Genomic DNA, 24550 nt, shown 5'->3' on the forward strand with positions numbered 1-24550 from the left:
CTACTGCCCCAGCCGTTCGAGCAGCACCGGGACGTGCACCTGATCGGATTTGTAGTTGCCGGTCAGCATGTACATCATGATGTTGACGCCGGCACGCAGCGCATAGATGCGCTGCATCGGATCCGAAGGCACCGTCGGCAATAGCGGGTCGCCATTCTCGTCGACGGCCCAAGCGCCGGCGAAATCATTGGCGGTGATCATGATCGGCGAAACGCCGTCGCCGGTGCGCACCGGGCGGTTCTCGGTGTTGCTGGCTTCGAGCGATGCCTCGACCCAAAGCGGGCTGCCGGCAAAACGGCCGGGAAACTCCGGAAGAATGTAGAAGGATTTGGTCAGCACGTGATCCGACGGCACCGGTTCAAGCGGTGGCACGTTGAGGTTGCCGAGGATGTCGCGCAGCCGCTCCGTCGCCGGGCTGGTCGAATCCGCACCAATGCCATTGGCGAACTGGTCGCGGGTGTCGAACAAGACCGTTCCGCCCTGCTGCATGTAGGCGTCGATGCGGGCGATGGCGGCCTCGCTGGGCATCGGGGCCGAGGGATCGATCGGCCAGTAGATCAGCGGATAGAAGGAAAGTTCGTCCTTCGAGATGTCGACGCCGGCCGGTGCTCCGGGTTCGAGCGCGGTTTTTTCGATAAGAAAGCGGGTCAGGCCTTCGAGCCCGGCGCGGCTGATCGAATCGACACCCGGCTCGCCGGTCAGCACATAGGCGATCCGGGTCTTTGAAATGTCCCCGATCGCCTCCGTATCTCCCGGTTTGGCGTCGTCGGCGCGCGCGACGTCCGCGTGGCCAATCAAAGCGCCGAGCGCAATCAGCAGGACGGCTGCCGTGGCCGCAGCGCCGGCACGGCGCGGCCGGCGCGACAACAGGCCGCCCATCCAGAATACGGCAAGCGTGTCGAGCACCATCAGCACCAGAGCGGCCGTGACAAGCGGACCTTTGAGGTTGTGCTGCTCGTCGAAGGCATACTGGATGGTGGTGACCGGTACCGTGATTTCAGGCCGGGTCAGCGGCGTGAATGCGCTGTCGCCACCGAGCAGATTGTGAGCGAACACTCCCGTCTCCGAGCCGTAGAGGCCGGGCGGGTTTTCCAGCGTCACCGGCAGCGGGCCGGCGCCGGGCACCAGCGGCCTGGCATCCGGCGTCGGCGGCACCAGCGTGCCGTCGGCGGCGATCATACGATAGGGTGCCAGCGACGTGGCGGCGGCCTCGGCATTGGCGACAGCCGCGCCCTGGTTGCGCGACAATTGCACGATGCGCCGTAGCATCTCGACGAAGCTGCCGGAGATCGGCAGGTTGGACCACGTCGCCTCGGGGGTGACGTGGAACAGTACGAGGGTGCCCTTGTCCTTCTTCATCCCGGTCACCAGCGGCGTACCGTCGGCAAGCGTGGCCCAGGTGCGCTCGACAATGTCGGGCGTCGGCTCGGCCAGCACCTGCCTGGTAACGGTGACCTCGGTCGGCGGCGCGAGGTCGGCGAAGGGACCGGTTTTCGGGAATTCGGTGACCGGCTGCGGCGCCGTCCATGACAGCGCGCCGCCAAGCGATCGCTCGCCGGTGCGCAGCCGGACCGGCAGCAGGTCGTCGTCATTGCCGGCAGCGGCCAGCCGCGAACCGGCAAAACGCACCAGCGTGCCGCCCTTGTCGACCCAGTCGACCAGCCTTTGCCGCGCCTGTTCCGGAATGGTGCCGACATCGGCCATGACGATCATCGCCGGCTTCTGGTCGAGCAGTTGCGGGATGGCGTCGGCGAGATCGACGCTCGACGGCTCGACGAGATCGGCGAAGGGCTGCAGGGCGCGCCGAATGTAGTAGAGCGGCGACAGCAGCGGTTGCGCCTGATCAGCCTCGGACTGCGACAGCAGCCCGACGCGGCGGCGTTTTGAGCTCTCATCGAGCACGCGGACGGCACCGGCCTGGCGCTCGCCATCGAGCGCGATGTAGGCGAAGTCGTTGCGCAGTTCGAACGGCACCGCCATCGTGCCGGTTGCGGTGGTTCCGCCCGGGGCAAAGGTCAGCGTCGCGTCGGCAATGCGGCGCCCCTTGTCATCGAACGCGCCGGCCGTCACCTGTGCAGGTGCCGGATCGCCCGGTGCGCGGATGGCGGTCAGGGCGAAGCCGTCGACCTGGTTGTCGGCGCCGGTCAGGCCGGTCAGCGACAGCCGGTCGGAGACGGCCCAGACAACACGTGCCGCGTTCTTTGACAACAACGTGTTGAAGGCGGCTTCGTCGCCTTGCGCCGCCAAGCCATCGGCGAGCACTGCGACGCTTGCGCTCGGCAGCGACTCCAGGGCTGACGCGACGCGGGCGTAGACGGCGGGGCGGTCGGTCGGGATCGGCCGCGGCTTTGCCGCGCGCAGCCGGTCGAGCGCGGCAGCGGCATCGAAGGGACCGATCTCGGCATTCGGCTTCTCGGCGGTGAAAGCGATGAGCACCGGCACGCCGTTCGAATTGGCATCGGCGATCAGCCGCTCGGCGGTGGCGACCCGCTTGCCCCAGTCGGCGGCACTTGCCCAGTCATTGTCGATCACCAGCGCCAGGGCAGCGCCCTCGGCCGGCAGCTTTTCGCGCGGATTGAAGACCGGTTCGGCAAGTGCTGCCACGACAAGCGCGGCCATCAGCAGCCTAAGCAGCGTCAGCCACCAAGGGCTTTGCTGCGGCGTTTCTTCGCGCCTCAGCACGCGGGCGAGAATCCTGAGCGGCGGAAACACCTCGGTTTGCGGCCTTGGCGGGGTCAGCCGCAGAAGCCACCAGATCACCGGCAGCGCCAGCAGGCCCCACAGCACCATCGGCGCCCCGAAGGAGAGCGGCAGCCAACTCATGCGCGGGCCCTCCCGGCAAAGCTGCCTTCGCCGGTCATCGCCATGTGGATGCGCACCAGCGCCTCGGAGGCAAGACGGTCGGTATGATTGACGGTAAAGCTCCAGCCAAGCCGTTTGCACCACGCGGCCAATTCCTGGCGGCGGGCGGCATAAAGCAGGCGATATTCCTCGCCCAGCATTTCGGCGCGGCCGGCGGTCAGCTTGTCGCCGGTCTCAGGATCGGTGAATTCGGTGCGCCCGGCATAGGGGAAGCTTTCCTCGGCCGGATCGGCGACCTCGACCAGATGGGCGCGCACGCCGTGGCGGGCGAGCACGTCCAGCCACGCCATGGTGTCCTCGACCGGGTCGAGGAAATCGCTGACGAGGACGATGTCGCAGAACCGGCGAATGCCGGATAGGTCGGGCTTTGCCGGCAGGTCGGCGGCGTGCATCAGTTGCGCCGCGATGCGCTCGGCGCCATTGCGGGCGGTGAACGGGTCGGTCAGGCCCGGCCAGGCAATGCGCTCGCCGCTGCGCGACAAAAGCTCGGCCATGGCCAGCGCCAGCACCAGGGCGCGCGATTCCTTGGGAACGCTGGCTCCGGTCGATTTGTAGAGCATGGAAGGCGAGGGATCGGCCCAAAGCCACACCGTGTGGGCGGCCTCCCATTCACGGTCGCGGACATAGGTGTGGTCGTCGCGAGCGGAACGGCGCCAGTCAATGCGCGAGGAATCGCCTTCGACATAGGGCCGGAACTGCCAGAAATTCTCGCCGATACCGCGCTTGCGGCGGCCATGCCAGCCGGCAATTACCGTGTTGACGATGCGGCGCGCCTCGACCAGCAGGTCCGGCACCAACGAAGCCCGCAACCGGCCTCTGGCGAGCGCATCGCGCGTCGCTGCCGGTGCCTGCGCTTCACCGATGCGCGCCATCAAATCCCTTTCGCGAGCTTCGCCACAACATCGCGAACCGTGGTGCCCTCGGCGCGGGCGGCGAAGGTCAGCGCCATGCGGTGCTGCAGCACCGGCTCGGCGAGCGCGCGGACGTCGTCGACCGACGGCGCCAGCCGGCCATCGTAGAGGGCGCGGGCGCGGGTGCACAGCGTCAGCGCCTGACTGGCGCGCGGGCCTGGGCCCCAGGCGACGTGCTTGTCGGTATCGGCGTTGCCCTGGCCGGGGCGCGCTGAGCGCACCAGCTTGAGGATCGCCTCGACGACGCTTTCCGGCACCGGCATACGGCGGATGAGCGTCTGGATGTCCTTCAGCCGCGCCGGCTGCAGCACGTTTTCAGCCTTGGCATCCTCGATACCGGTGGTCTCCAGCAGGATGCGGCGCTCCGCCTCGATCTCGGGGTAGAGGATATCGACCTGCATCAGGAAGCGGTCGAGCTGCGCTTCCGGCAGCGGATAGGTGCCTTCCTGCTCCAGCGGGTTCTGCGTCGCCAGAACGTGGAACGGTGACGGCAGATCATGGCGCACGCCGGCAATGGTGACGTGGTATTCCTGCATCGACTGCAGCAGCGCCGACTGGGTGCGTGGCGAGGCGCGGTTGATCTCGTCTGCCATCAGCAGTTGCGCAAAGATCGGCCCGGAAATGAAGCGGAAGGAGCGCTTGCCGAATTCATCCTGCTCCATCACTTCCGAGCCGAGAATGTCGGATGGCATCAGGTCGGGCGTGAACTGGATGCGGCGCGAATCGAGGCCGAGCACGATGCCCAGCGTTTCGACCAGCTTGGTCTTGGCGAGGCCGGGCACGCCGACCAGCAGTGCATGGCCGCCGGCCAGCAATGCGACGAGCGTGCGCTCGACGACGCTTTCCTGGCCGAAAATGACCCGGCCGACGCCGTCACGGACCCTCGAAATGTCGGCCAGCGCTTTCTCGGCCTGCGCCACCATGTCCTTTTCGCTGATTGGGCTTTCCTTGATCATAACGCTCATGCAGCATCGATCCTTCTGTTGGAAACACCGCTTGGCACCTTGGTGCCGCAGAGAATGCCGCGATTCGGCTTCGCATGCGCCTGCAATGAACTTAAATCACAGACTTAGGCTGACAAGCGGAACAACAGTGACTATTTCGTGACCATGACGGAAGCCGCCGACCATCGTGAAGAGAGCCTGACGGCCGCGACCGAGGCGCGCGGGCTGGAAGCGCTGGTCTCGCGCGCGACGCGCGCTGGTAAGGGGCCGGCGCCGGTGGAACGCTGGAATCCGGCATTTTGCGGCGATCTCGACATGGAAATCAAGCAGGACGGCACCTGGTTCTATCTGGGAACGCCGATCGGCCGGATGCCGCTGGTGCAGCTTTTTTCCTCAGTGCTGCGCAAGGACGCGGACGGCAGGACTTACCTGGTGACGCCGGTGGAAAAGGTCGGCATCCGCGTCGCCGACGCGCCCTTCATTGCCGTCGAGATGGACGTGTCGGGCGTCGGCGACGGACAAATCATCACCTTTCGCACCAATGTCGGCGACGTGGTCGAGGCTGGGGCGGGACACCCGCTGCGCTTCGTCGATGAGGACGAGACAGGTGGCCTGAAGCCTTATGTGCTGGTGCGCGGGCGGCTGGAGGCGCTGGTGGCACGGCCGGTGATGTACGAGCTGGTCGAGCACGGCGAAGAGATCGACATCGGTGGCAAGAGGATGTTTGCCGTCCGTTCCAAAGGCGAGGTCTATCCAATCATGCCGGCTGAGAAACTGAAACGGCTGAGCGCATGATGGACCGCCTATGATGGATCAGGTGATGCCGTTGCCGTTTTCCGTTGCCGGGTTTCGCCAGCGCGTCGCGGCGCAGCCGCTGGCGCATGCCGGCGACGATTTTGGCGACCACCGCTTCAATCCGGGCCATCCCAGGCTGAAGCTGGCCAAGGCGCTGCGCGATGCCGCCGTGCTGATCCCGGTGGTCGATCATGGCCATGAAGCCACGGTCCTTTTGACCAGGCGGGCGGAAAAGCTGCGCAACCATTCGGGGCAGGTGGCTTTCCCCGGTGGTACCATCGATCAAACCGATGCGAGCCCGGAAGCGGCGGCGTTGCGCGAGACATTCGAGGAGATCGGTCTCGATAGGGATTACATCGAGATCGTCGGCCGTCTGCCGGACTACGTTTCCGGCAGCGGCTATCGCATCGCCCCGGTGCTCGGGATTGTGCGGCCCGGTTTCAGCCTGACGCTGAATTCCGACGAAGTCGATGCCGTCTTCGAGGTGCCGCTGGGCTTTCTGATGGACCCCGCCAACCACACCAGAGACAGTCGCATGTGGAACGACCTCGAATGGTTCTATTACGAGATGCCCTATGGCGACCAGCGCATCTGGGGCGTCACCGCGGGCATCATCCGTACGCTTTATGAAAGGCTCTATTCGTGAGCGATCCAGTGTCGATCGCGGACAAGGCCGGGTGGCTCGGCGAACGCCACCTGCAGCGCCTGCTCGCCGCGCTGACTGATGGCGGCGAGGAGGCGCGTGTCGCCGGCGGTGCGGTGCGCAACGCGCTCATCGGCCAGCCGGTCGCCGACATCGACATCGCCACCACCACGGTGCCCGAGGAAACCATCCGGCGCGCCGAGGCGGCAGGCTTCAAGACGGTACCGACCGGCATCGAGCATGGCACAGTCACCGCGGTCGGCCACGGCAAGGCCTATGAGGTCACCACGCTGCGTGCCGATATCGAAACCGACGGCCGGCGCGCCAAAGTGTCGTTCGGCCGCGACTGGAAAGCCGACGCTGAGCGGCGTGATTTCACCATCAATGCACTCTATGCCGAGGCCGATGGAACGGTCGTCGATCTGGTCGGCGGTATCGCCGATATCGAAGCGCGGAGGCTGCGATTCATCGGCGATCCGGAAGCCCGTATCCGCGAGGATTATCTGCGCATCCTGCGTTTCTTCCGTTTCTTCGCATGGTATGGCGACGGTAGGCCGGATGCCGAAGGGTTGAAGGCTTGTGCTCGGCTGAAGCAGGGGCTCGACCAGCTTTCGGTCGAGCGCGTCTGGTGGGAATTGAAGAAATTGCTGTCGGCGCCAGATCCGTCGCGGGCGCTGCTGTGGATGCGCCAGGCCGGCGTTCTGACCGCCGTTTTGCCGGAAAGCGAGAAATGGGGCATCGATGCCATCCACGGGCTGACCAAGACCGAGAAGGACCTGGCCTGGGCGCCGGACCCGCTGCTCAGGCTGGAATCCATCGTGCCGCCGGATGCCGCGCGCATGAAAACGCTTGCCGAGAGATTGAGGCTTTCCGTGAGCGAAGCAAGCCGGCTGCGGAATTGGGCGATCACGGCTGCCGTCGATCCGAAAACGACTGAAGGAGAGTTGGCGAAAAGGCTTTATTTTGGCGACCGCCAAGGCTTTGTCGACCGGTTGCGGCTGTTGCTCGCTTCCGCTCGATCCCGCGCGGTCGAAGACAATGACGCACTGCTCGAAGCCGGCGGCTTCTCGCGCCTGCTTGCCTTCGCTGCAAAATGGCAAAATCCTGTTTTTCCGGTCAAGGGCGCCGATCTGACGACGCTTGGCGCATCACCGGGGCCGAAGCTTGGTGCAACGTTGAAGAATCTCGAAAAGGAATGGGTCGAGTCCGGTTTTGCGCTTGATCGCGGCGCGCTGCTCAAGCGCGCCGCGGAGGCACTCGAATCCTGACCGTCACGCTGCGTCGCGGACCTTTTCGATGCGCGAGCGGATCGCCTCGATCATCGTCTCGCGGATCACCGTCTCGCCGTGCGTCTCGCGCAGATGCTCGACGGCACGGCGCATGACCTCAGCCTCCTCCTCGGCGCGTGTGTGCCACTCGCAGCCGGGTACGAGCGACCCGCAATGGAATTCCTTCATCGGCTTCTCCTCATCTCCTCCTTGGAGCGCCGCGCAGCGCACTGACACGGAAGCTCCAGACCTTTGATTGCGCGATCCGGAAACCGCGTACGGTATCCGGGCTACACGCTGGCCAGCTAAGCATAACACGATCGAACGGTTTTGGTTGCCTTAGAGTGCCGTGCGTCCAAGCCGACACGCGGCCCTCTGATGATCGGGTTGCGAAAAGGCGGAGCATCGCTGCTCCGCCCTCTTACGCCACCCAGGAGTAAGACCTCGTCTTGCTCCAGCGGGCAGGACATCACTTCACGATCTTGACTGCCTCGGCAATTTTATCCTTGCCGCTCATATCCCACGTGACGCGGACCTTTTCGCCGACCTTCAGGCCAGGATCCTTGAAGGTCTGGGGCAACGTAAAGGTGGCTCCGTTATCCAGAACTAGGCTCATCGCCGTTCCATCAAAGCTTTTGATCGTGCCGGTGGTGTGTTTGACCGCAGCGAATGCGGCAGTACCAGAGGCGAGGACGGCAGCGGCGGCTGCGGTCATAATAAGCTTGCGCATGGCATGCTCTCCTGGAAAATGCGGGCACCGCTTGGGAAAGGTGCCCCATTCAATCATGGGCCGTCCGGTCACGTCGGGTCGCGGCTCTCGGGAGTAAAGAACCGCCGGCGTTTCCCGGCCCGACGCGACAAATAACCCAATCTTTACAATGGTATATTAGACGAAAAAGATATTTTCTGGCGCGCCTTGCGCCACATTCGCCGTCAAATTCTGGGGATTTGGACCCGATTGCGGCTCACGTTGTGCTCACCGAGATTTTACGGCCATTTCGCTTCTGGCGGCAGGCTGGACAGGATCGAGGCGACATTGCCGCCGGTCTTCAGCCCGAAGATGGTGCCGCGATCGTGAAGCAAGTTGAATTCGACATAACGGCCGCGGCGGATGAGCTGCTCGTCACGGTCGCCATCGGTCCAGTTGTCATTGAAGTTGGCGCGCACCAGATGTCCGTAGACGACGAGAAAAGATCGCCCGACGTCCTGGACGAAGTTGAAATCGGCGTCCCAGCCGCCTTTGTCCTCATCCGAATGCAGCCAGTCGAAGAAGATACCGCCGGTACCGCGTGGCTCGTCGCGGTGCGGCAGGTAGAAGTACTCGTCGCACCAGGCTTTGAATTTCACGTAGTCGGCGATCGCCGCGTTCTTCTCGCAGGCAAATTGCATCGCTCTGTGGAAGGCGATCGTGTCGGGGTCGTCCTGGCTGCGGCGGCGGTCGAGCACCGGTGTCAGGTCGGCGCCGCCGCCGAACCACTGGCGCGAGGTGACGACCATGCGCGTGTTCATATGCACGGCCGGCACGTTGGGGTTCCACGGATGGGCGATCAGCGAAATGCCGCTTGCCCAGAAGGAGGGGTCCTCTTCGGCGCCCGGCATCTGCTTCCTGAATTCGGGCGAGAACTCGCCGTGGACGGTCGAGGTGTGGACGCCGACCTTCTCGAAGACGCGGCCGTGCATCATCGACATGATACCGCCGCCGCCCTTGCCGGCATCGCGTTGCCACGGCGTCTTTTCGAAGCGGCCGGGCGACCAGCTAGCCTGCGGCCCCTGCAGGTCCTGCTCGATCTGCTCGAAGCTGGCACAGATGCGCTCGCACAACGTCTCGAACCACAGCCGTGCCTTCGTCTTCTTCTGTTCGATGTCGGCTGGCAGCCCCGCCGGTATCTCGGGTCGTTGCAAATCCTGTCTCCGGTTGCGGGCGCGCCCGACAAATGACTCGTCTTTTCCGGCCGCGATCCCTAATCTCTTGGGTGCAAGGGTCAAGTGTGAATGGAGTTCTTTCGTGCGCACCCCGGCAAGACCGCCGCTGGATGGCCTGAAGAAGAGGCTCGACCGTTCGCGCGCCGAGAACGCGCGCATGCCGCGCGACGGCTTCCTGCGCGAGACGTTCGTGCTGCCGCGCTCCGATGCTCGTCTCAAGGCGAAGGAATGGTTCGAGCGCTTTCCCAAGCAGGCCTATTGGACCGAGATCGAAAGCTGGTTCGAGCGGCCGGGCGACGTCATCGAATTCACCATCAGGCGGCTGCCGGCGGCCGATTAACGCTCCGGTCTCGAGGCTGAACGTATCAGGGCTAGTTCATCTGCCCTGAACGATCTTGATAAACACGCTTCTGTCGCCCGTTCCAAGATGCGCTCTTTTCATCTCGGCATACGTCAGGCGCCCATTCGCGAAGGCCCGCACGGTTCTTCCGCACCAGACACGTGGCGCCGCGGCTGCGCTGACATTCATGATCTTGCCAGCTTCCTGCTTCGAACTGAGAGGCGATTGCTCCGAATGCCTGATGCATTCCGTAAGCACTTTCTTATACATGGCAGGACTGCCCTGAACCAAAGTCCTTGCCGTATTCCATTCACCTTCGCTCGGCATGCATCCAGCCAACACAATGGCGCCAAGCAACGCGGCGTAAGTCTTGTATGCAAATTTCAATTCTGCCCCCCAAGGTTAGTTGCAGGGGCGTATCAAGCACGGGCACATGAACTTCACAAGACTGTATAGTGACTAACGGACAGGATAAGTTCGCTGAACCCGTCCAGACCGTCATGGCTTCAACGCACGACCAGCCTGCGGGCGCCCGCGCCGTCCCTTGCCAGCCTGTCGTTCTTATTCCGCAGCGGACATTTGTCGATCGACATGCAGCCGCAGCCGATGCAGTCGCTCAGCCCGTCGCGCAGCTTCTTGAGCTGACTAATTTTCTGGTCGAGGTCATCGCGCCAAGCCGTCGAAAGCAGGTTCCAATCCTCGCGCGTCGGCGTCCGGCCTTCAGGCAATGATCGAAGGGCTGTGCCGATCTCGGCCAGCGAAATACCGACCTCCTGAGCTACCTTGATGATCGCCACCCGTCGCAGCACGTCGCGGCCATAACGCCGCTGGTTGCCTGATGTGCGGTGGCTGCGGATCAGCCCGCGTGCTTCGTAGAAATGCAGCGCCGACACCGCCACGCCGCTGCGCATCGCCACCTGGCCGACTGTTAATTCCGTTGCCGCAGCCATCTCCGATTTTCCGCTTGACCTCAAGTTAAGTTTAGCTTGTAGCGAAGAAGCCTCGAAAATGCAAACGGCAGGAGAAGGCGATGGGCGTCTGGATGAGAATGACCGGAGAGGACGCAGTGTTGCGTGAGGACGACGCCTTGGTCGCTGCGGCCGGCGATCGCGTACACATCCTAGCGGAGCTGCCGGATCGCCTCGGCCGCCACCATCGCAACGGAAAGCGCGACGTTGATGCTGCGCGCGCCGGGCTGCATCGGGATGATCAGTCGCGCATCCGCCGCCTCGTGAACGGCGTCCGGCACGCCTGCGGATTCACGGCCGAACAAGAGAATGTCGTCGCCGGCAAAGGCGAAATCCGTGTAGGCGGCAGCTGCTTTGGTCGACAGCAGCACCAGCCGCCGCTTGGCAAGCTTGCGCCAGTCCTCGAAGGCGTGCCAGTCGACATGGCGGGTGAGCGCCGCCATTTCGAGGTAGTCCATGCCGGCGCGTTTCAGCGCCCGGTCACCGAGCGGGAAGCCCGCCGGTTCGATGATGTCGACGCCGAGACCGAGGCAAGCGGCGAAGCGCAGGATTGTCCCGGTGTTGCCGGCGATATCAGGCTGGTAGAGCGCGATACGGAGACGGTCGTTCATTTCCGCGTCTTTCTAATAAGTGGCAGATCAGCCACAGAGCTCTCGCGGTTTTGGAAATTCCTGGACTGGCGGGTGGTCATTTTCTGCGAAGTCGGTTATACGGCCAGCATTGTCAACCCGAACCGATGGAGGGGTAATTCATGATGGCCATGCACATCCACCACCCCTCTCGTGGGCTTACCAGCCCGACGGCGGTTTCGGTACGACGATTCTCCTGACCTTCTAGACTTCAATCGCACCGATTCCCGCCGAAACCTTTTTCGGCCTTTGAAGGAATCCTGCGATGTTTTTCAAGCTGTGGAAGGGGCTGAACGCCCCACCTGAACACGCTTCGACCGATGCCACCTTTGCCGCGCCGCGCGTGCCCGCGGCCTGGGTTGGTTCACCCTTCTACCTGCATCTTCAACTGGAGGACGGACCGATGTTCGATCCCTGTAGAATACCCGGCTCAAGAAGCCTGCACGAGCGGAAGACTGCGACCTGGGCGCTTTTGATCGGCGAGACCTACTCGTCGGCGGTTCACGCCGAGACCCGCCGGCGTCCGCATCGCGGTATGCTGCCGGACGTCGATTTCTCGCGCGCCGTTCCGGACTATAGCCGGCCGTCGCTGGTGCGCCGGATCATCAGGCTGATCCGGCCTGGTGCAAAAACCAGCGCGAAAATCCGGATCGTCAAAACGTCGTCAGCATCGTCAAACGAGACTGTCGGCGAAAGGCCCGCGACAACCTATATAGCGCGAAGCAGGACCGGCGAGGCGGACGATTCCGTATCGCCGGTCCTTGACGCCATGCGGTCTGGGCACCCCGTCCGTTCGCGTGCCGCGTGAGCGGAAACAGGTATTGTGAGCATCTCTATGTTTAGCTGGTTTGAAAAAAGGCTCGATCCGTTCCCTGCCAAGGAGCCGGTCGAGCCGCCGCGGACACTGATCGCCTTCTGCGTGCATTATACGCGCGGCGCGTGGCCCTACATCGCTCTCGATGCGGTACTGGTGACGGCCATCGCCCTTGCCGAGGTGTGGATGTTCGGCTTCATGGGCCGGATCGTCGACTGGCTGTCCGGACAGAATCGCGAGACGTTCCTGCAGACCGAAGGCTTGAAGCTGGCCGGGATGGCCTTCATCGTGGTTTTCGCGCTGCCGGCGACGGTCTGGTTCCATTCACTGCTCAACCAGCAGACGCTGATGGGTAATTATCCGATGCGTATCCGCTGGCAGGTGCATCGTTACCTGCTCAAGCAGTCGATGAGCTTCTATCAGGACGAGTTTGCCGGGCGCATCGCGACCAAGCTGATGCAGACCGCGCTCGCGGTGCGCGAGTGCGTCATCAAGCTCATCGATGTGCTCAACTATATCGTCGTCTATTTTCTCGGCATGCTGTTCATCGTCGGCTCGGCAGACTGGCGGCTGGCTGCGCCGCTTGCCGTCTGGCTTGCCGGATATGTCCTGCTGTTGCGCTATTTCATCCCGCGGCTGGGCAAGGTCGGCGAGGAGCAGGCCAATGCGCGCTCAACCATGACCGGCCGTGTCGTCGACAGCTACTCCAACATCCAGACGGTCAAGCTGTTCTCGCATGCGCGGCGCGAGGCATCCTTCGCCAAGGACGGTATGGCCGGCTTTCTCGATACAGTCTACCGGTCGATGCGGTTGGTGACGCAGCTCTACGGCCTGCTCTACGTCCTGAATTCGCTGCTGTTGTTTTCGGTCACCGCAATCTCGCTATGGCTGTGGCTCGGCCAAGCCGTGACGATCGGCGCCGTCGCCCTGGTCATCGGCCTCGTGCTTCGGCTCTGGGGCATGTCGCAATGGATCATGTGGGAGATGTCCACGCTGTTCGAGAATATCGGCACGGTGCAGGACGGCATCGCCTCGATCTCGCTGCCGCGCCTCGTCGAAGACCGGCCTGGCGCCAAGGATATTGCCGTGACCAAGGGGGAGATCCGTTTTGAGGACATCCGCTTCCACTATGGCAAGCAGAAAGGCGTGATCGAAAGCCTATCGCTGACGGTGAAGCCTGGCGAGAAGGTCGGCATCGTCGGCCGTTCGGGTGCCGGCAAGTCGACGCTGGTCAATCTTCTGTTGCGCTTCTATGACCTCGAAAGCGGCAAGGTCCTGATCGACGGCCAGGACATTGCGGCGGTGACGCAGGACTCGCTGCGCGCCCAGATCGGCATGGTCACGCAGGACACCTCGCTGCTGCATCGCTCGGTGCGCGAGAATATCCTCTATGGCCGGCCGGACGCCAGCGACCAGATGCTGATCGAGGCGGCGCGGCGCGCCGAGGCGCTGGATTTCATCGCCGGATTGTCGGATTCTAACGGTCGAAAGGGTTTCGACGCGCATGTCGGTGATCGCGGCGTCAAATTGTCCGGCGGCCAGCGGCAACGCATCGCCATAGCCCGTGTCATGCTGAAGGACGCACCAATCCTTATCCTCGACGAAGCGACCTCCGCCCTCGATTCCGAGGCCGAGGCGGCCATCCAGGAGAACCTCTACAGACTGATGCAAGGCAAGACCGTCATCGCCATTGCGCACCGGCTGTCGACGATCGCCGCCATGGACCGGCTCGTCGTTATGGACAAGGGCCACGTCATCGAGGAAGGTTCGCATGAGGAACTGGTTGCCAGCGGCGGGCTCTACGCCCAGCTCTGGCAACGCCAGTCGGGCGGCTTCCTGCTCGACGACGGCCCCTCCGCCAACGATGCAGCCGCCAACGATGCAATCGCCAAGGGTGAAGCCGCCGAATGATGACTGCCATCTACCGCTGGTTCGAGAACTGGGTCTATCCATTCCGCGAGCCTGCGGACCTTCGCCCACCTGCCGGCGTCAGGGGTTTCCTCTGGCATTATGTCGGGCAGGCGAAGATCGCCTTCTTCGCCATGCTGGTGATCGGCGGCATCGCGCCGCTGGTCGAAGCCGGACTGTTCTATTTCGTCGGGCGGCTGGTCGACATCCTCGACCAGCTTCCCGGTGAACGCAGCTGGCACGCGCTGTGGACTGCCGCCGGCCCGGAACTTGTCTTCATGATCGCGGTGGTGCTGGTCATCCGCACCATTGTCGTCGGCCTGTCGGCGCTGGTCGACGAGCAGACGATCACGCCGGGTTTCTATAATCTGGTGCGCTGGCAGGCGCATCGCCATGTCTCGCGCCAATCCTACGCCTTCTTCCAGAACGACTTTGCCGGGCGTATCGCGACCAAGGTCTGGCAGGCGGGACAGGCGACCGGCGATCTGATGGAAAGCTTCATCGAGGTGGTCTGGTTCATGGTCGTCTATACGGTGACGACGCTGGCGCTGGTCGCCGGGCTCGATCTCCGGCTGGCGGTGCTGGTGGTGATCTGGATTACCGCCTTCGGCTTTCTGGCCAGGCGCTATTTGCCGGCAATCCGCAAACATGCCGAAGCCACCGCCGAAGCCGGCTCGATGATCACCGGCCGCCTTGTCGATTCCTATTCGAACGTGCAGACGTTGAAACTGTTCTCGGCCGATGGCGACGACCGCTACATCAGGAACGGCTTCGACATCTATCTCGACGCGCTGCGCCCGTTCACCCGCAGGCTGACCGGCGTGCGCATGGCGCTGACGATGCTGTCGGGCATTATGATCACGGCGATCGCCTGCTTTGCCGTTTATCTCTGGGTCGAGGGTTCGATCACAGTCGGCGCCGTGGCTTTCACGCTGTCTTTGGTGCTGCGGCTGAACATGCTGCTCGGCCGGCTGATGATGCAGCTCAACGGCATCTTGCGGAACCTCGGCGTGCTGGAGAATTCCAAGGCGCTGATCTCACAGCCGCTCGGCCTGACCGATGCGCCGGACGCGAAAGAGCTTGTCGTCGGCGGCGGGCGCATCAACGTCAGCAATGTGGAGTTCCACTACGGCAAGGGGTCAGGCGTGCTCAACGGCATCGACCTCATCGTGCGGCCGGGCGAAAAGGTCGGCCTGGTCGGCCCGTCCGGCGCCGGCAAGACGACCTTGGTCAATCTGATCCTGCGCCTCTACGACCTCGAGAGCGGCAAGATCACCATTGACGGGCAGGACGTCTCCAGGGTCACGCAGAATTCGCTGCGCGCCAATATCGGCGTCGTCAGCCAGGATACGGCACTTTTCCACCGCTCGCTGCGCGATAACATCAAGCTCGGCATGCCGGAAGCGACCGACGCCGAGGTGGTCGCGGCAGCGAAGAAGGCCGAGGCGCACGAGTTCATCCTCGGTCTGCGCGACAATCGCGATCGTATCGGCTACGAGGCCTATGTCGGCGAGCGCGGCGTCAAGCTCTCCGGTGGCCAGCGCCAGCGCGTGGCGATCGCCCGCGTCTTCCTCAAGGATGCACCGATCCTGGTGCTCGATGAGGCGACCTCGGCGCTCGATTCCGACATCGAGGCGGCGATCCAGGAAAATCTGGCAAGGCTGATGGAAGGCAAGACGGTCATCGCCATCGCGCATCGGCTGTCGACCATTGCGGCACTCGACCGGCTGGTGGTGCTCGACGAGGGCCGCATCGTCGAGCAAGGCACGCATGACGAGCTGGTCGGGCTCGACGGGCTCTATGCCAGGCTGTGGAAGCGGCAGTCCGGCGGTTTCCTGTTCAACGAGGAGAGCGCGCTGGCCGAGACCCGGCCGGCGGAGTAGTTTCTAAAGACCGGAGTAGACCATGGCGGTGAGAATGCCATCGAATTTCGGACGGTCCGGCGCGCAGGAGAGCGCGTTGGACCTGCTTGGCCATGAAATCCTCGGCGAGAAGGCGGCCGCGCTCGGCCGCGCCGGCCGGCGCGTCGAGGAAACATTGACGAGGCTGCGCGAGAATTGCGACGATGTCGACCGCGCCCGGCTGCTCAGGGATGCAGCCGAAGCGGTGCACGGGTATTTCATCCAGCGCGAACTCTGCGGCCTGCGCAAGCACGACGCGGTGATCCGGGAATACAACATTCCCAAGGCCGTGCTGGCCAGGCTCGGCGCCAGCGCATGATCCGAACCGGAACTGGTTTGGGAAGCGTTATTCCAGCCACTCGGTGATGAAGCTGCCGTTCTCGTGTATGTCGGTGGTTTCCAGCGGGCCTGGCCCGAGATTGGTGAATTTGTGCGGCGTGTTCGGCGGTACGACCAGGATCTGGCCGGCGGTGGCCTCGATCTGCCGGTCGCCGATGGTGAACAGGCCGGTGCCGGTCCGGATGATAAAAATCTCGCAATAGGGATGGCTGTGCAGCCTGGGGCCGCCGCCGATGTCAGGCAGGTAGTTGAAGATCAGGCAGCTGCGGGAGCCGTAAGCTCCGCCTTGCAGCTCGCCCTGCCAGTGGTCGGGCCAGCGGTCGGGCGCTTCGGCCCATTTGCCGCGGTCTATGACATGCGCCATAGGCCGAGGATAAACTGGGCGAGCGCCAGATGTCGAGGCGAACGCAGCCATTTGGTTTTGCTGCTGTTTTCCAATCGTTCCGCCGTGCGAATTACGCCCCCGCGACAATCTGCCCTTGTGCCTTCACCCGTCTGGACAAAAACAGGCTTCACGCATAAACCCAAGTCCCAAATGCCGGAGGAATTCGCTAGCCTGTTCGCCATGCGCTGTCGGGCCGGCGCGATTGAGCGGGGAACAAGGCTCGGCCGCCGGCACGGAAGAGGCGAAAGGATCAGGCACCCGTGAGCGCAACCGACACCCAGGATCCCAACCGTCGTGATTTTCTCTACGTCGCCACCGGCATGGCGGCAGTGGTCGGCGCGGGCGCCGTTGCCTGGCCATTCATCGACCAGATGCGACCGGATGCCTCGACGCTGGCGCTCGCCTCGGTCGAGGTCGACGTCTCCTCGCTGACGCCGGGAATGTCGCTCGTCGTGAAGTGGCGCGGCAAGCCGGTTGTCGTGCGCAACCGCACCGAAAAAGAGATGAGGGACGCCGAGGCGGTCAATCTCGCCGAACTCAAGGATCCAATTGCCCGCAATGCCAACCTGCCGGCCGACGCGCCGGCAACCGACGCCAACCGGACCACGCCGGGCAAGGAAGCCTGGATGGTGATGGTCCAGGTCTGCACCCATCTCGGCTGCATCCCGCTCGGCCAGGAAGGCGATTTCGGCGGCTGGTTCTGCCCATGCCACGGTTCGCAATACGATACGGCCGGCCGCATCCGAAAGGGACCGGCGCCGGAGAACATGGCGGTGCCGGTGTTTCAATTCGTTTCCGACACCAAGATCCGTATCGGCTGAGGCAAGGGATATTTCGATGAGCGAGGGACACTCGACCTATACGCCCAAGACCGGTATCGGACGCTGGTTCGATTCCCGCATGCCGCTCCCGCGGCTGGTCTATGACAGCTTCATCGCCTATCCGGTGCCGCGCAACCTGAACTATGCCTGGACCTTCGGCGGCATCCTTGCGCTTATGTTGGCGGCGCAGATCCTGACCGGTATCGTGCTGGCCATGCACTATGCGGCCGACAGCACTCTCGCCTTCGATTCGGTCGAAAAGATCATGCGCGACGTGAATTCGGGCTGGCTGCTGCGCTACCTGCATTCGAACGGCGCGTCGTTCTTCTTCGTCGCCGTCTACATCCATATCTTCCGCGGGCTCTACTACGGCTCCTACAAGGCGCCGCGCGAGCTGCTGTGGATCCTCGGCTGTATCATCTACCTGCTGATGATGGCGACCGGATTCATGGGCTACGTGCTACCCTGGGGCCAGATGAGCTTCTGGGGCGCCACCGTCATCACCGGTTTCTTCACCGCCATCCCGTTGGTCGGCGACTGGATCCAGCAGCTTTTGCTCGGCGGCTTCGCGGTCGACAATCCGACGCTGAACCGCTTCTTTGCGCTGCATTACCTGCTGCCGTTCATGATCGCCGGCGTTGTCGTGCTGCACATCTGGGCGCTTCACGTCGTCGGCCAGAACAATCCGACCGGCATCGAGGTCAAATCGAAGACCGACACGCTCGCCTTCACGCCTTACGCGACCATCAAGGATGGGTTCGGCATGATCGTGTTCCTGTTCGTCTTCGCCTATTTCGTCTTTTATCTGCCGAACTATCTCGGCCATCCGGACAATTACACCGTTGCCAACCCCCTGAAGACGCCGGCCCACATTGTGCCGGAATGGTACTTCCTGCCGTTCTACGCGATCCTGCGCGCTATCACCTTCAATATCGGGCCCATCAACTCCAAGCTCGGCGGCGTGCTCTGCATGTTCGGCGCGATTGTCATGCTGTTCCTGGTGCCGTGGCTCGACACCTCGAAGGTGCGCTCGGCAGTCTACCGGCCCTGGTACAAGCTGTTCTTCTGGCTGTTCGTGGCCGACTCCATCCTGCTCGGCTGGCTGGGCTCGCAGCCGGCCGAGGGCAGCTATGTATTCATGGCGCAGATGGCGACGCTGTTCTACTTCGCCTTCTTCCTGGTAGCGCTGCCGGTGCTCGGGCTGATCGAAAAGCCGCGGCGGCTGCCGAACTCGATCACCGAGGCGGTGCTCGAGAAGAACAAGGGCGGCGGTGGACATCCTGCCGGCGCCACGACCGCGCCGGAAACCAAGGGCTGAGCATGATTCCGAAAAGTGGAAACCGGTACTCGGACAAGGTCATGCTCGAGACGGTGACGGCGCGTCAGAGAATCTCAAGGGGATTTGGCATGAAGAAGATTCTCTCCTCGCTGGCGCTGCTTGGCCTTGTGGCCGCGGGCATGGGTGCCGCAAGCACTGGAGCCAGCGCCCAGGAAGAGGCGCACAATGAGGCGGCGCCGACGCATTTCCCGATACACGAACCGAAGGAAATGGATTGGAGCTTCGCCGGGCCATTCGGCACCTACGACAAGGCCCAGCTGCAGCGCGGGCTGAAGGTCTACAAGGAAGTCTGCTCGGCCTGCCATTCGATGAATTTGGTGGCGTTCCGTACACTGGAGGGCCTTGGCTATTCGGATGCGCAGATCAAGACGCTGGCGGCCGAATATACGATCCATGACGGACCGAACGATGCCGGCGACATGTTCGATCGTCCCGGCAAGCCGTCCGACCATTTCCCGGCGCCGTTCCCCAATGTGGAAGCGGCGGCGGCGGCAAATGGCGGCGCAGCACCGCCCGACATGTCGCTGCTGGCAAAGGCGCGCGGGGTCGAACGCGGCTTCCCGCGCTTCGTCTTCGATATCTTTACCCAGTATGCCCAGGGCGGCCCCGACTACATCCACTCGCTGCTGACCGGCTACGACCAGCAGCCGCCGGCGGGCATGGTCATACCAGAAGGCACGTACTACAATCCGTACTTCCTGTCCGGCGTGTCGCTGAAGATGCCGAAGCCGCTCTCTGACGGCCAGGTAACCTATGATGACGGCGCGCCGCAGACGGTCGACCAGTATTCGCGTGACGTGTCGGCCTTCCTGATGTGGGCGGCCGAGCCACACCTCGAGGACCGCAAGAAGACCGGCTTTCGCGTACTGGTCTTCCTGCTGCTGTTCGGCGCACTGGTCTACCTGACCAAACGCAAGGTGTGGGCCGGCGTGGCGCACTGAGCCCTGCGATCTACGAGAATGCGAGGGCGTCGAAAGACGCCCCTCTCATTGCAGGCATGTCGATTCATCGCTGCCGGCGCAGAGTGGCCCCCTTTGCCGGACAATTTTCTGTCAGGCGTCACATGGCGGTAGCCGGACTTAGCTGCACCGGGTTACGATTGGCCCATTCCCTTCACGTCTTCAGCCGAATCTGAAAGGCCCGGAGAGCCGCTTGATGAAATCCTCGCTCGAAGAGACGCTGCTTGCCGCGATCCGCACCATTCCGGATTATCCCAAGCCGGGCATCCTGTTTCGCGACATCACCACGCTGCTCGGCAATGCGCGGGCCTTCCGCCGCGCCATCGACGAACTGGTGCATCCCTATGCCGGCCTCAAGATCGACAAGATCGCCGGCATCGAGGCGCGCGGCTTCATCCTCGGCGGCGCCATCGCCCACCAGCTCTCGGCCGGCTTCGTGCCGATCCGCAAGAAGGGCAAGTTGCCTTCCGAGACGGTGCGCGTCGCCTACAGCCTGGAATACGGGCTGGACGAGATGGAGATGCACAAAGACGGTGTTTCTCCAGGCGAGAAGGTAATCCTCGTCGACGATTTGATCGCCACCGGCGGCACGGCCGAGGCGGCCGTCAAGCTATTGCGGCAGATCGGCGCCGACATCCTCGCCGCCTGCTTCGTCATCGACCTGCCGGACCTTGGCGGCCGCGAGAGGTTAGAGGCGCTCGGCGTACCGGTGAGGACGCTGATCGGGTTTGAGGGGCATTGAGCGTTTCTTCCTTCTCCCCTTCTTGTGGAGTAGGGAAGAACTCCGCTCACTCCACCTTCACCAGCACGGCACTTTCGAATTCGATGACCTTGTCGCCGGTCGAATCGAAGGCCTCCGAGCGGAGCGTCAGCAGCCGCCAGCCCGGTCGCGAGGCGATAGGGCGATGGGCCAGCGCGGTGCGGGTGAAAGTCACGGTTTCCCCGGCATAGACAGGTTTGGGCCATTTGAGGTTCTTGAAGCCGGGCGAGGGGCCGAATTTCGGCACCGGCCCGGGACCGGGCCAGCGGGCGACCTCTGCCTCTATGCCAGCCTGGAGGTTCAATTTCATCCAGGTGGCGGCGGTGTGCCAGCCCGAGGCGCAGAGCCCGCCGAATATGCTGTTCCTCGCCGCCTCTTCGTCGATATGGAATATCTGCGGGTCGTATTTGCGGGCGAACGCCTTGATCGCCTCCGGTTCGAATCGATGTGAACCGAGCGTGACGGTGATACCGATGCAGAAGAATTCGTCGAGGCTCACGCACTGCCCTCGCGGGTGAGGAACATGACGGTGTTTTCGAGCTCGAAAACACCTTCGCCGCGCTGGTTGAACAACTCGCTGCGCATGGTCACCAGGCCAAGGCGGGGTTTCGATCTGGACAGTCGCTTGGCAAGGACGGTGGTGCTGCCGGTCAACAGGTCGCCGGCCAGGACCGGCCGTTTCCATTTGACCTGGTCGACGCCCGGCGCGCCCTGGGAGGTCGAGTCGAGCAGGAAGGCATCGCACAGCATGCGCATGAACACGGCGCAGGTGTGCCAGCCTGAAGCCGCCAGCCCGCCGAGGATGCTGGCCTTGCCCGCGGCCTCGTCGAGATGCATCGGCTGGGCATCGAACTCGTTGGCGAATTCTATGATTTCGGCGGCGCTTACCAACTTGGTGCCGAGGTCGAGCGAAGCGCCCTCGACAAAATCCTCATAAGCCCAGGTCTTTGCGGTCATGGTCTGGAAATCCTGTTCAGGATTGTACGATCGCTACGGGTCCGGGTCCCGGATGCAGGCAGGGCGGCATTTGGTCAAGCAATTTCTATTGCGCCAGCCCGTTGCGACCAAGCCGCAGCGCGGTATTGACGACCCTATAGCCAGCCGCGGCGGCGGAAATACCAGAAAGGCAGGATTGCCGAAAGCACCATCATGCCGATGGCGAAGGGATAGCCAAAGTGCCATTTGAGCTCAGGGATGATGTCGAAATTCATGCCGTAGATCGAAGCGACAAGCGTCGGCGGCAGGAAGATGACAGCGGCGACGGAGAAGATCTTGATGATGGCGTTCTGCTCGATCGAGATCATGCCGAGCGTCGCGTCGAGCAGGAAGCTGATCTTCTGCGACAGGAACGTGGCGTGGTCGGCGAGCGACAGCACGTCGCGCGACAAGGTCTTGATGCGAGCGCGGGTATCCTTGCTCATCCTGCTTTGCGTGGAGGCATGGGCGAGAAAGCCGGCAAGGCGCTGCAGCGAAATCAGGCTGTCGCGGATCGAGGAGGCGAGGTCCTCCTTGCGGCCAATGCCTTTCAACAGCTCCTGGAAGTCGCGGTTGCGCTTGGAAACCTTGGTCGAGCGTGCCTCGAAGATGTCGCGCGAGATCGCCTCCACGTCGCGGCCGGCGCGCTCCAGAATGTCGGCGAGGCGGTCGACGATCGCCTCCAGCAGTCCGATCAGGATGGTGTCGCCGCTGGTGCAGCCGGTCGCCACCTTCTCGGCGCGCAGCGGAAAGGTCTTGAACGCCTTCGGCTCGTGGTAACGCACGGTGATCAGCCTGCTTCCGGCGAGCACGAAGGTGACCGGCGACATCAAGGGATCGTTCACCTCGGTCTGCGCAGGCAGAATGGCGGTCATGAAGTAGGCGCCGTCCTCGACGTAGAGACGGCTCGAGATCTCGATCTCTTCCATCTCTTCGCGGGTCGGAACGGCGATGCCGAGCCAGGTCTCTATTGTCGTCTCTTCTTCCTTTGTCGGGTTGAAGAGGTCGACCCAGACGACAGTGTCGCTGTTTTGCACGAGATCGTCGACCAGGCGCAGGCGGTCATTGTCGACGACGAAGGCCTTGATCATCGTCGGTCTCCCTTGCTGGAGCCAAAAGGATGGCTTCGAGTGGGCGCGTCGTTTCGGATTGCACTGGACGGGTGCTTTCGACGAATGCACGAGCCCGGTGCAGACGCCCCTTAGACCTGGCACCAAGGGCAGTCAAGCCGAGCGGAAAGGCGCAAGTCCTGCCTGCACGAAGCTGTGATCGGGCCGGGGCTGCAATGGCGCAGGCAACCGTTATGAAGCCGAGCGACGCTTGGCCTTATTCATCTTTTACCCGCAGTAAACGATCTAGACACCCGTTTAATTCTCAGCTTGGATATACGCTGGGATTGGGGATATCGAAAATTGGCAAAACATGTCTTTGGCGGGCCCGATACATCGAAAAAACTTCGATGTTTGCAGGAGTATTTACAGTCATTTTCTATTGCACTCCGAAATCAGCAGTTCGCCTGCATCTACATTGATGCGTTTGCTGGATCTGGCACCCGCACTGAGGTGCGCCCTGGTTTGCCCTTGTTTGGACCAGATTTTGCCGAACCGGAGGAAGTCACGACACCAGGATCGGCGCGGATCGCGATCGAGATCGATCCACCAATGCACTCGGTTGTTCTGATCGAGCAAGACGCCTCTCGATTCTCTGAACTCCAGACATTGGTTGGTGAGTACCCAGATCGCAAGATTATCCCGCGAAATGGTGATGCCAATAAACTCGTCCAACGCTTATGTGCGAATACCCCCTGGCGAGGCACTAAAACTATTGGACGCGGAATACGGGGGGTCATCTTTCTGGACCCCTACGGTATGGAGGTGTCTTGGGCTACGGTGGAGGCAATTGCGAAGACCCAGGCGCTGGATTGCTGGTACTTCTTTCCGCTGTCAGGCCTATACAGGAATGCCCCTCACGATCCGAAGAAACTCGATCTTGGCAAGCAAGCAAGTCTAGATCGCGTTTTAGGTGCGACCGACTGGCGTTCCCGTTGGTACAATCACGACGTTACGCGGGAAGACATTTTCGAAACGCAAGGACAGGCTGTGCGCAGGGCCGATGTAAATGCAATCGAGGCCTATGTGAAAGAGCGCCTCGAAACAGTCTTTAAGGGTGCTGTCCTCAACCCAGTCCGTCTGCACCACAAGAATGGTGCGCCGCTGGCGTCCCTCTTCTTTGCGGTATCGAACACCAGCTCGGCAGCCGTGAAACTGGCGACAGACATGGCATCTCACATTCTCAATTCTGGCAGGCCATCCCACAAGCGCTCACGATAGGTTCGACCCATCGCTTTCTTGTTCTTCCCGCCCCATTGTTTGAAAAAGAACGCTGCATCAGCATCAGTGCATTGGTCGAATATCTCATCGATCCACTTCGGATCCATCGGACGTGCATTGGGACCGCTCTCTCCACCGACTATCGCCCAATGAATGCCTTCCAGGCTTGCACCCGCCACAGAGCCTATCAGTGGCTCATAGGAGACAAACCTTATGGTCGCTGGAACGGCTCGAAGTTCATCCAATCTGTGAAGTACGCGACTATCCTCCACGCTTGTTCCAAGCCACACATTCGGCAATACCTTAAAGCCATCCTTTGACAGGATTTCCGCCATCCTGTCTGGCCGCTTGGTGAGGATTTGGTAGGTGTGGCGTGAGGTCGCGCCCATAACGCGCCAAACCTCATGGATGAAGTCCGCCGGCACATCGGCATGGAAAAGGTCGGACATCGAATTGACGAAAACACGGCGTGGCTTCTTCCACAAAGCGGGGATGTCAAGAGAAGCGCGATCAACCCTTATCTTGCCCGTCCACTTCGCCCGTCCACCGCTTTTCCGTGTCAGTCCGACGTACTTCTCGACGCCCATCGCCTCGAGGCGCGCTGCCATGCGCATGGCGTAGCAGTTGGTGCAACCTGCCGTGAGGATCGTGCACCCTGCAACGGGATTCCACGTTGCGTCAGTCCATTCGATTGATGTCTCGGCCATTTCCGCTCTTCTCTTCGTCCATTTAAGAC

General features: G+C 62.6%; 27 protein-coding genes. 13 read left to right on the forward strand and 14 right to left on the reverse strand.

Translation table 11 applies throughout. The features are described 5' to 3' along the window. From NKH67_RS07235 to NKH67_RS07245, 3 genes are read right to left on the reverse strand one after another with little or no spacing between them, the layout of a single operon-like run. Positions 1-2823 carry a DUF4159 domain-containing protein gene (locus tag NKH67_RS07235; protein WP_352469724.1) on the reverse strand — a complete coding sequence of 941 codons (2823 nt, stop codon included), beginning with the start codon at positions 2821-2823 and terminating at the stop codon, positions 1-3. Then, a complete protein-coding gene (locus NKH67_RS07240; RefSeq protein WP_352450526.1) occupies positions 2820-3734 on the reverse strand; it encodes a DUF58 domain-containing protein in 915 nt (304 codons plus the stop codon). The genes NKH67_RS07235 and NKH67_RS07240 overlap by 4 nt, the downstream gene beginning before the upstream one ends. Further along, positions 3734-4738, reverse strand: coding sequence for an AAA family ATPase (locus NKH67_RS07245; protein WP_352450525.1), 1005 nt, complete (start codon positions 4736-4738; stop codon positions 3734-3736). The genes NKH67_RS07240 and NKH67_RS07245 overlap by 1 nt, the downstream gene beginning before the upstream one ends. A 144-nt stretch (positions 4739-4882) precedes the next feature. Here NKH67_RS07245 and NKH67_RS07250 point away from each other — a divergent pair, with 144 nt between their 5' ends. The 3 genes from NKH67_RS07250 to NKH67_RS07260 are packed head-to-tail and all read left to right on the forward strand — an operon-like array spanning position 4883 to position 7423. Next, positions 4883-5512, forward strand: a complete 630-nt coding sequence (locus NKH67_RS07250) for a DUF1285 domain-containing protein (protein ID WP_352469826.1) — start codon at positions 4883-4885, stop codon at positions 5510-5512. Between the two features lie 13 nt (positions 5513-5525). After that, the gene (locus NKH67_RS07255; RefSeq protein WP_352469827.1) at positions 5526-6158 is read left to right on the forward strand and encodes a CoA pyrophosphatase; all 633 of its coding nucleotides are present in this window, start codon (positions 5526-5528) and stop codon (positions 6156-6158) included. Beyond that, the gene (locus NKH67_RS07260; protein WP_352469725.1) at positions 6155-7423 is read left to right on the forward strand and encodes a CCA tRNA nucleotidyltransferase; all 1269 of its coding nucleotides are present in this window, start codon (positions 6155-6157) and stop codon (positions 7421-7423) included. Before NKH67_RS07255 ends, NKH67_RS07260 begins: the two co-directional genes overlap by 4 nt. A gap of 3 nt (positions 7424-7426) precedes the next feature. Here NKH67_RS07260 and NKH67_RS07265 read toward each other — a convergent pair whose 3' ends face one another. From NKH67_RS07265 to hemF, 3 genes are all read right to left on the reverse strand, one after another. After that, positions 7427-7612 (reverse strand): DUF1059 domain-containing protein, encoded by a 186-nt coding sequence (locus tag NKH67_RS07265; RefSeq protein WP_023679490.1) that lies wholly within the window; start codon positions 7610-7612, stop codon positions 7427-7429. Between the two features lie 280 nt (positions 7613-7892). After that, a complete protein-coding gene (locus tag NKH67_RS07270) occupies positions 7893-8153 on the reverse strand; it encodes a DUF1344 domain-containing protein (protein WP_023679489.1) in 261 nt (86 codons plus the stop codon). Positions 8154-8410: 257 nt separating this feature from the next. Next, positions 8411-9325: an oxygen-dependent coproporphyrinogen oxidase gene (gene hemF / locus NKH67_RS07275; protein WP_352469726.1), complete on the reverse strand. Its 915-nt coding sequence runs from the start codon at positions 9323-9325 to the stop codon at positions 8411-8413. Between the two features lie 103 nt (positions 9326-9428). Between hemF and NKH67_RS07280 the strand changes: the two genes are divergently transcribed. After that, positions 9429-9686: a hypothetical protein gene (locus NKH67_RS07280; protein WP_023679487.1), complete on the forward strand. Its 258-nt coding sequence runs from the start codon at positions 9429-9431 to the stop codon at positions 9684-9686. Between the two features lie 36 nt (positions 9687-9722). Here the strand turns inward: NKH67_RS07280 and NKH67_RS07285 are convergent, their stop codons facing one another. The 3 genes from NKH67_RS07285 to NKH67_RS07295 all read right to left on the reverse strand — a co-directional run bounded on the left by NKH67_RS07285 (position 9723) and on the right by NKH67_RS07295 (position 11265). Continuing rightward, positions 9723-10073, reverse strand: a complete 351-nt coding sequence (locus NKH67_RS07285) for a hypothetical protein (RefSeq protein ID WP_156937440.1) — start codon at positions 10071-10073, stop codon at positions 9723-9725. 119 nt (positions 10074-10192) lie between these two features. Beyond that, a complete protein-coding gene (gene soxR / locus NKH67_RS07290) occupies positions 10193-10636 on the reverse strand; it encodes a redox-sensitive transcriptional activator SoxR (protein WP_023679485.1) in 444 nt (147 codons plus the stop codon). A 170-nt stretch (positions 10637-10806) separates the two neighbouring features. After that, positions 10807-11265, reverse strand: a complete 459-nt coding sequence (locus NKH67_RS07295; RefSeq protein WP_352450521.1) for a tRNA (cytidine(34)-2'-O)-methyltransferase — start codon at positions 11263-11265, stop codon at positions 10807-10809. Positions 11266-11548: 283 nt separating this feature from the next. Here NKH67_RS07295 and NKH67_RS07300 point away from each other — a divergent pair, with 283 nt between their 5' ends. The 4 genes from NKH67_RS07300 to NKH67_RS07315 are packed head-to-tail and all read left to right on the forward strand — an operon-like array spanning position 11549 to position 16225. Continuing rightward, complete coding sequence (locus NKH67_RS07300; RefSeq protein ID WP_352469727.1) at positions 11549-12091, forward strand: hypothetical protein; 543 nt, start codon at positions 11549-11551, stop codon at positions 12089-12091. 27 nt (positions 12092-12118) lie between these two features. Next, the gene (locus tag NKH67_RS07305) at positions 12119-14008 is read left to right on the forward strand and encodes an ABC transporter ATP-binding protein (protein WP_352469728.1); all 1890 of its coding nucleotides are present in this window, start codon (positions 12119-12121) and stop codon (positions 14006-14008) included. Beyond that, complete coding sequence (locus tag NKH67_RS07310; protein ID WP_352469729.1) at positions 14005-15888, forward strand: ABC transporter ATP-binding protein; 1884 nt, start codon at positions 14005-14007, stop codon at positions 15886-15888. Before NKH67_RS07305 ends, NKH67_RS07310 begins: the two co-directional genes overlap by 4 nt. A 22-nt stretch (positions 15889-15910) precedes the next feature. Then, positions 15911-16225: a DUF6665 family protein gene (locus NKH67_RS07315; protein WP_352469730.1), complete on the forward strand. Its 315-nt coding sequence runs from the start codon at positions 15911-15913 to the stop codon at positions 16223-16225. Positions 16226-16252: 27 nt separating this feature from the next. Here NKH67_RS07315 and NKH67_RS07320 read toward each other — a convergent pair whose 3' ends face one another. Continuing rightward, positions 16253-16609, reverse strand: a complete 357-nt coding sequence (locus tag NKH67_RS07320) for a cupin domain-containing protein (protein WP_352469828.1) — start codon at positions 16607-16609, stop codon at positions 16253-16255. 281 nt (positions 16610-16890) lie between these two features. Here NKH67_RS07320 and petA point away from each other — a divergent pair, with 281 nt between their 5' ends. From petA to NKH67_RS07340, 4 genes are all read left to right on the forward strand, one after another. Further along, positions 16891-17451: a ubiquinol-cytochrome c reductase iron-sulfur subunit gene (gene petA, locus NKH67_RS07325; RefSeq protein ID WP_352469731.1), complete on the forward strand. Its 561-nt coding sequence runs from the start codon at positions 16891-16893 to the stop codon at positions 17449-17451. Positions 17452-17467: 16 nt separating this feature from the next. Beyond that, positions 17468-18769: a cytochrome b gene (locus NKH67_RS07330; RefSeq protein ID WP_352469732.1), complete on the forward strand. Its 1302-nt coding sequence runs from the start codon at positions 17468-17470 to the stop codon at positions 18767-18769. An 89-nt stretch (positions 18770-18858) separates the two neighbouring features. After that, complete coding sequence (locus NKH67_RS07335) at positions 18859-19731, forward strand: cytochrome c1 (protein ID WP_352469733.1); 873 nt, start codon at positions 18859-18861, stop codon at positions 19729-19731. A 214-nt stretch (positions 19732-19945) separates the two neighbouring features. Then, complete coding sequence (locus NKH67_RS07340) at positions 19946-20491, forward strand: adenine phosphoribosyltransferase (RefSeq protein ID WP_352469734.1); 546 nt, start codon at positions 19946-19948, stop codon at positions 20489-20491. Between the two features lie 46 nt (positions 20492-20537). Here the strand turns inward: NKH67_RS07340 and NKH67_RS07345 are convergent, their stop codons facing one another. The 3 genes from NKH67_RS07345 to corA all read right to left on the reverse strand — a co-directional run bounded on the left by NKH67_RS07345 (position 20538) and on the right by corA (position 22575). Continuing rightward, positions 20538-21008: a MaoC family dehydratase gene (locus NKH67_RS07345; RefSeq protein ID WP_352469735.1), complete on the reverse strand. Its 471-nt coding sequence runs from the start codon at positions 21006-21008 to the stop codon at positions 20538-20540. Continuing rightward, a complete protein-coding gene (locus NKH67_RS07350) occupies positions 21005-21466 on the reverse strand; it encodes a MaoC family dehydratase (protein ID WP_352469736.1) in 462 nt (153 codons plus the stop codon). The genes NKH67_RS07345 and NKH67_RS07350 overlap by 4 nt, the downstream gene beginning before the upstream one ends. A 134-nt stretch (positions 21467-21600) precedes the next feature. Then, positions 21601-22575 carry a magnesium/cobalt transporter CorA gene (gene corA / locus NKH67_RS07355; protein ID WP_352469737.1) on the reverse strand — a complete coding sequence of 325 codons (975 nt, stop codon included), beginning with the start codon at positions 22573-22575 and terminating at the stop codon, positions 21601-21603. 321 nt (positions 22576-22896) lie between these two features. Between corA and NKH67_RS07360 the strand changes: the two genes are divergently transcribed. Next, positions 22897-23814: a three-Cys-motif partner protein TcmP gene (locus tag NKH67_RS07360; protein ID WP_352469738.1), complete on the forward strand. Its 918-nt coding sequence runs from the start codon at positions 22897-22899 to the stop codon at positions 23812-23814. Here the strand turns inward: NKH67_RS07360 and NKH67_RS07365 are convergent. After that, the gene (locus tag NKH67_RS07365; RefSeq protein ID WP_352469739.1) at positions 23769-24521 is read right to left on the reverse strand and encodes a DUF5131 family protein; all 753 of its coding nucleotides are present in this window, start codon (positions 24519-24521) and stop codon (positions 23769-23771) included. The two genes, NKH67_RS07360 and NKH67_RS07365, sit on opposite strands and share 46 nt — an antisense overlap. Between the last annotated feature and the right edge of the window lie 29 nt (positions 24522-24550).

The sequence above is a fragment of the Mesorhizobium sp. M0968 genome (assembly GCF_040319065.1).
Lineage (GTDB): Bacteria > Pseudomonadota > Alphaproteobacteria > Rhizobiales > Rhizobiaceae > Mesorhizobium.

Excerpts from the sequence above, each read along its gene's own strand:
- NKH67_RS07235 (WP_352469724.1), bottom strand. The coding sequence starts at position 2,823 with ATGAGTTGGCTGCCGCTCTCCTTCGGGGCGCCGATGGTGCTGTGGGGC.
- NKH67_RS07240 (WP_352450526.1), bottom strand. The coding sequence starts at position 3,734 with ATGGCGCGCATCGGTGAAGCGCAGGCACCGGCAGCGACGCGCGATGCG.
- NKH67_RS07245 (WP_352450525.1), bottom strand. The coding sequence starts at position 4,738 with ATGAGCGTTATGATCAAGGAAAGCCCAATCAGCGAAAAGGACATGGTG.
- NKH67_RS07250 (WP_352469826.1), top strand. The coding sequence starts at position 4,883 with ATGACGGAAGCCGCCGACCATCGTGAAGAGAGCCTGACGGCCGCGACC.
- NKH67_RS07255 (WP_352469827.1), top strand. The coding sequence starts at position 5,526 with ATGGATCAGGTGATGCCGTTGCCGTTTTCCGTTGCCGGGTTTCGCCAG.
- NKH67_RS07265 (WP_023679490.1), bottom strand. The coding sequence starts at position 7,612 with ATGAAGGAATTCCATTGCGGGTCGCTCGTACCCGGCTGCGAGTGGCAC.
- NKH67_RS07270 (WP_023679489.1), bottom strand. The coding sequence starts at position 8,153 with ATGCGCAAGCTTATTATGACCGCAGCCGCCGCTGCCGTCCTCGCCTCT.
- soxR (WP_023679485.1), bottom strand. The coding sequence starts at position 10,636 with ATGGCTGCGGCAACGGAATTAACAGTCGGCCAGGTGGCGATGCGCAGC.
- NKH67_RS07295 (WP_352450521.1), bottom strand. The coding sequence starts at position 11,265 with ATGAACGACCGTCTCCGTATCGCGCTCTACCAGCCTGATATCGCCGGC.
- NKH67_RS07300 (WP_352469727.1), top strand. The coding sequence starts at position 11,549 with ATGTTTTTCAAGCTGTGGAAGGGGCTGAACGCCCCACCTGAACACGCT.
- NKH67_RS07305 (WP_352469728.1), top strand. The coding sequence starts at position 12,119 with ATGTTTAGCTGGTTTGAAAAAAGGCTCGATCCGTTCCCTGCCAAGGAG.
- NKH67_RS07310 (WP_352469729.1), top strand. The coding sequence starts at position 14,005 with ATGATGACTGCCATCTACCGCTGGTTCGAGAACTGGGTCTATCCATTC.
- NKH67_RS07315 (WP_352469730.1), top strand. The coding sequence starts at position 15,911 with ATGGCGGTGAGAATGCCATCGAATTTCGGACGGTCCGGCGCGCAGGAG.
- NKH67_RS07320 (WP_352469828.1), bottom strand. The coding sequence starts at position 16,609 with ATGGCGCATGTCATAGACCGCGGCAAATGGGCCGAAGCGCCCGACCGC.
- NKH67_RS07330 (WP_352469732.1), top strand. The coding sequence starts at position 17,468 with ATGAGCGAGGGACACTCGACCTATACGCCCAAGACCGGTATCGGACGC.
- NKH67_RS07335 (WP_352469733.1), top strand. The coding sequence starts at position 18,859 with ATGAAGAAGATTCTCTCCTCGCTGGCGCTGCTTGGCCTTGTGGCCGCG.
- NKH67_RS07340 (WP_352469734.1), top strand. The coding sequence starts at position 19,946 with ATGAAATCCTCGCTCGAAGAGACGCTGCTTGCCGCGATCCGCACCATT.
- NKH67_RS07350 (WP_352469736.1), bottom strand. The coding sequence starts at position 21,466 with ATGACCGCAAAGACCTGGGCTTATGAGGATTTTGTCGAGGGCGCTTCG.
- corA (WP_352469737.1), bottom strand. The coding sequence starts at position 22,575 with ATGATCAAGGCCTTCGTCGTCGACAATGACCGCCTGCGCCTGGTCGAC.
- NKH67_RS07365 (WP_352469739.1), bottom strand. The coding sequence starts at position 24,521 with ATGGCCGAGACATCAATCGAATGGACTGACGCAACGTGGAATCCCGTT.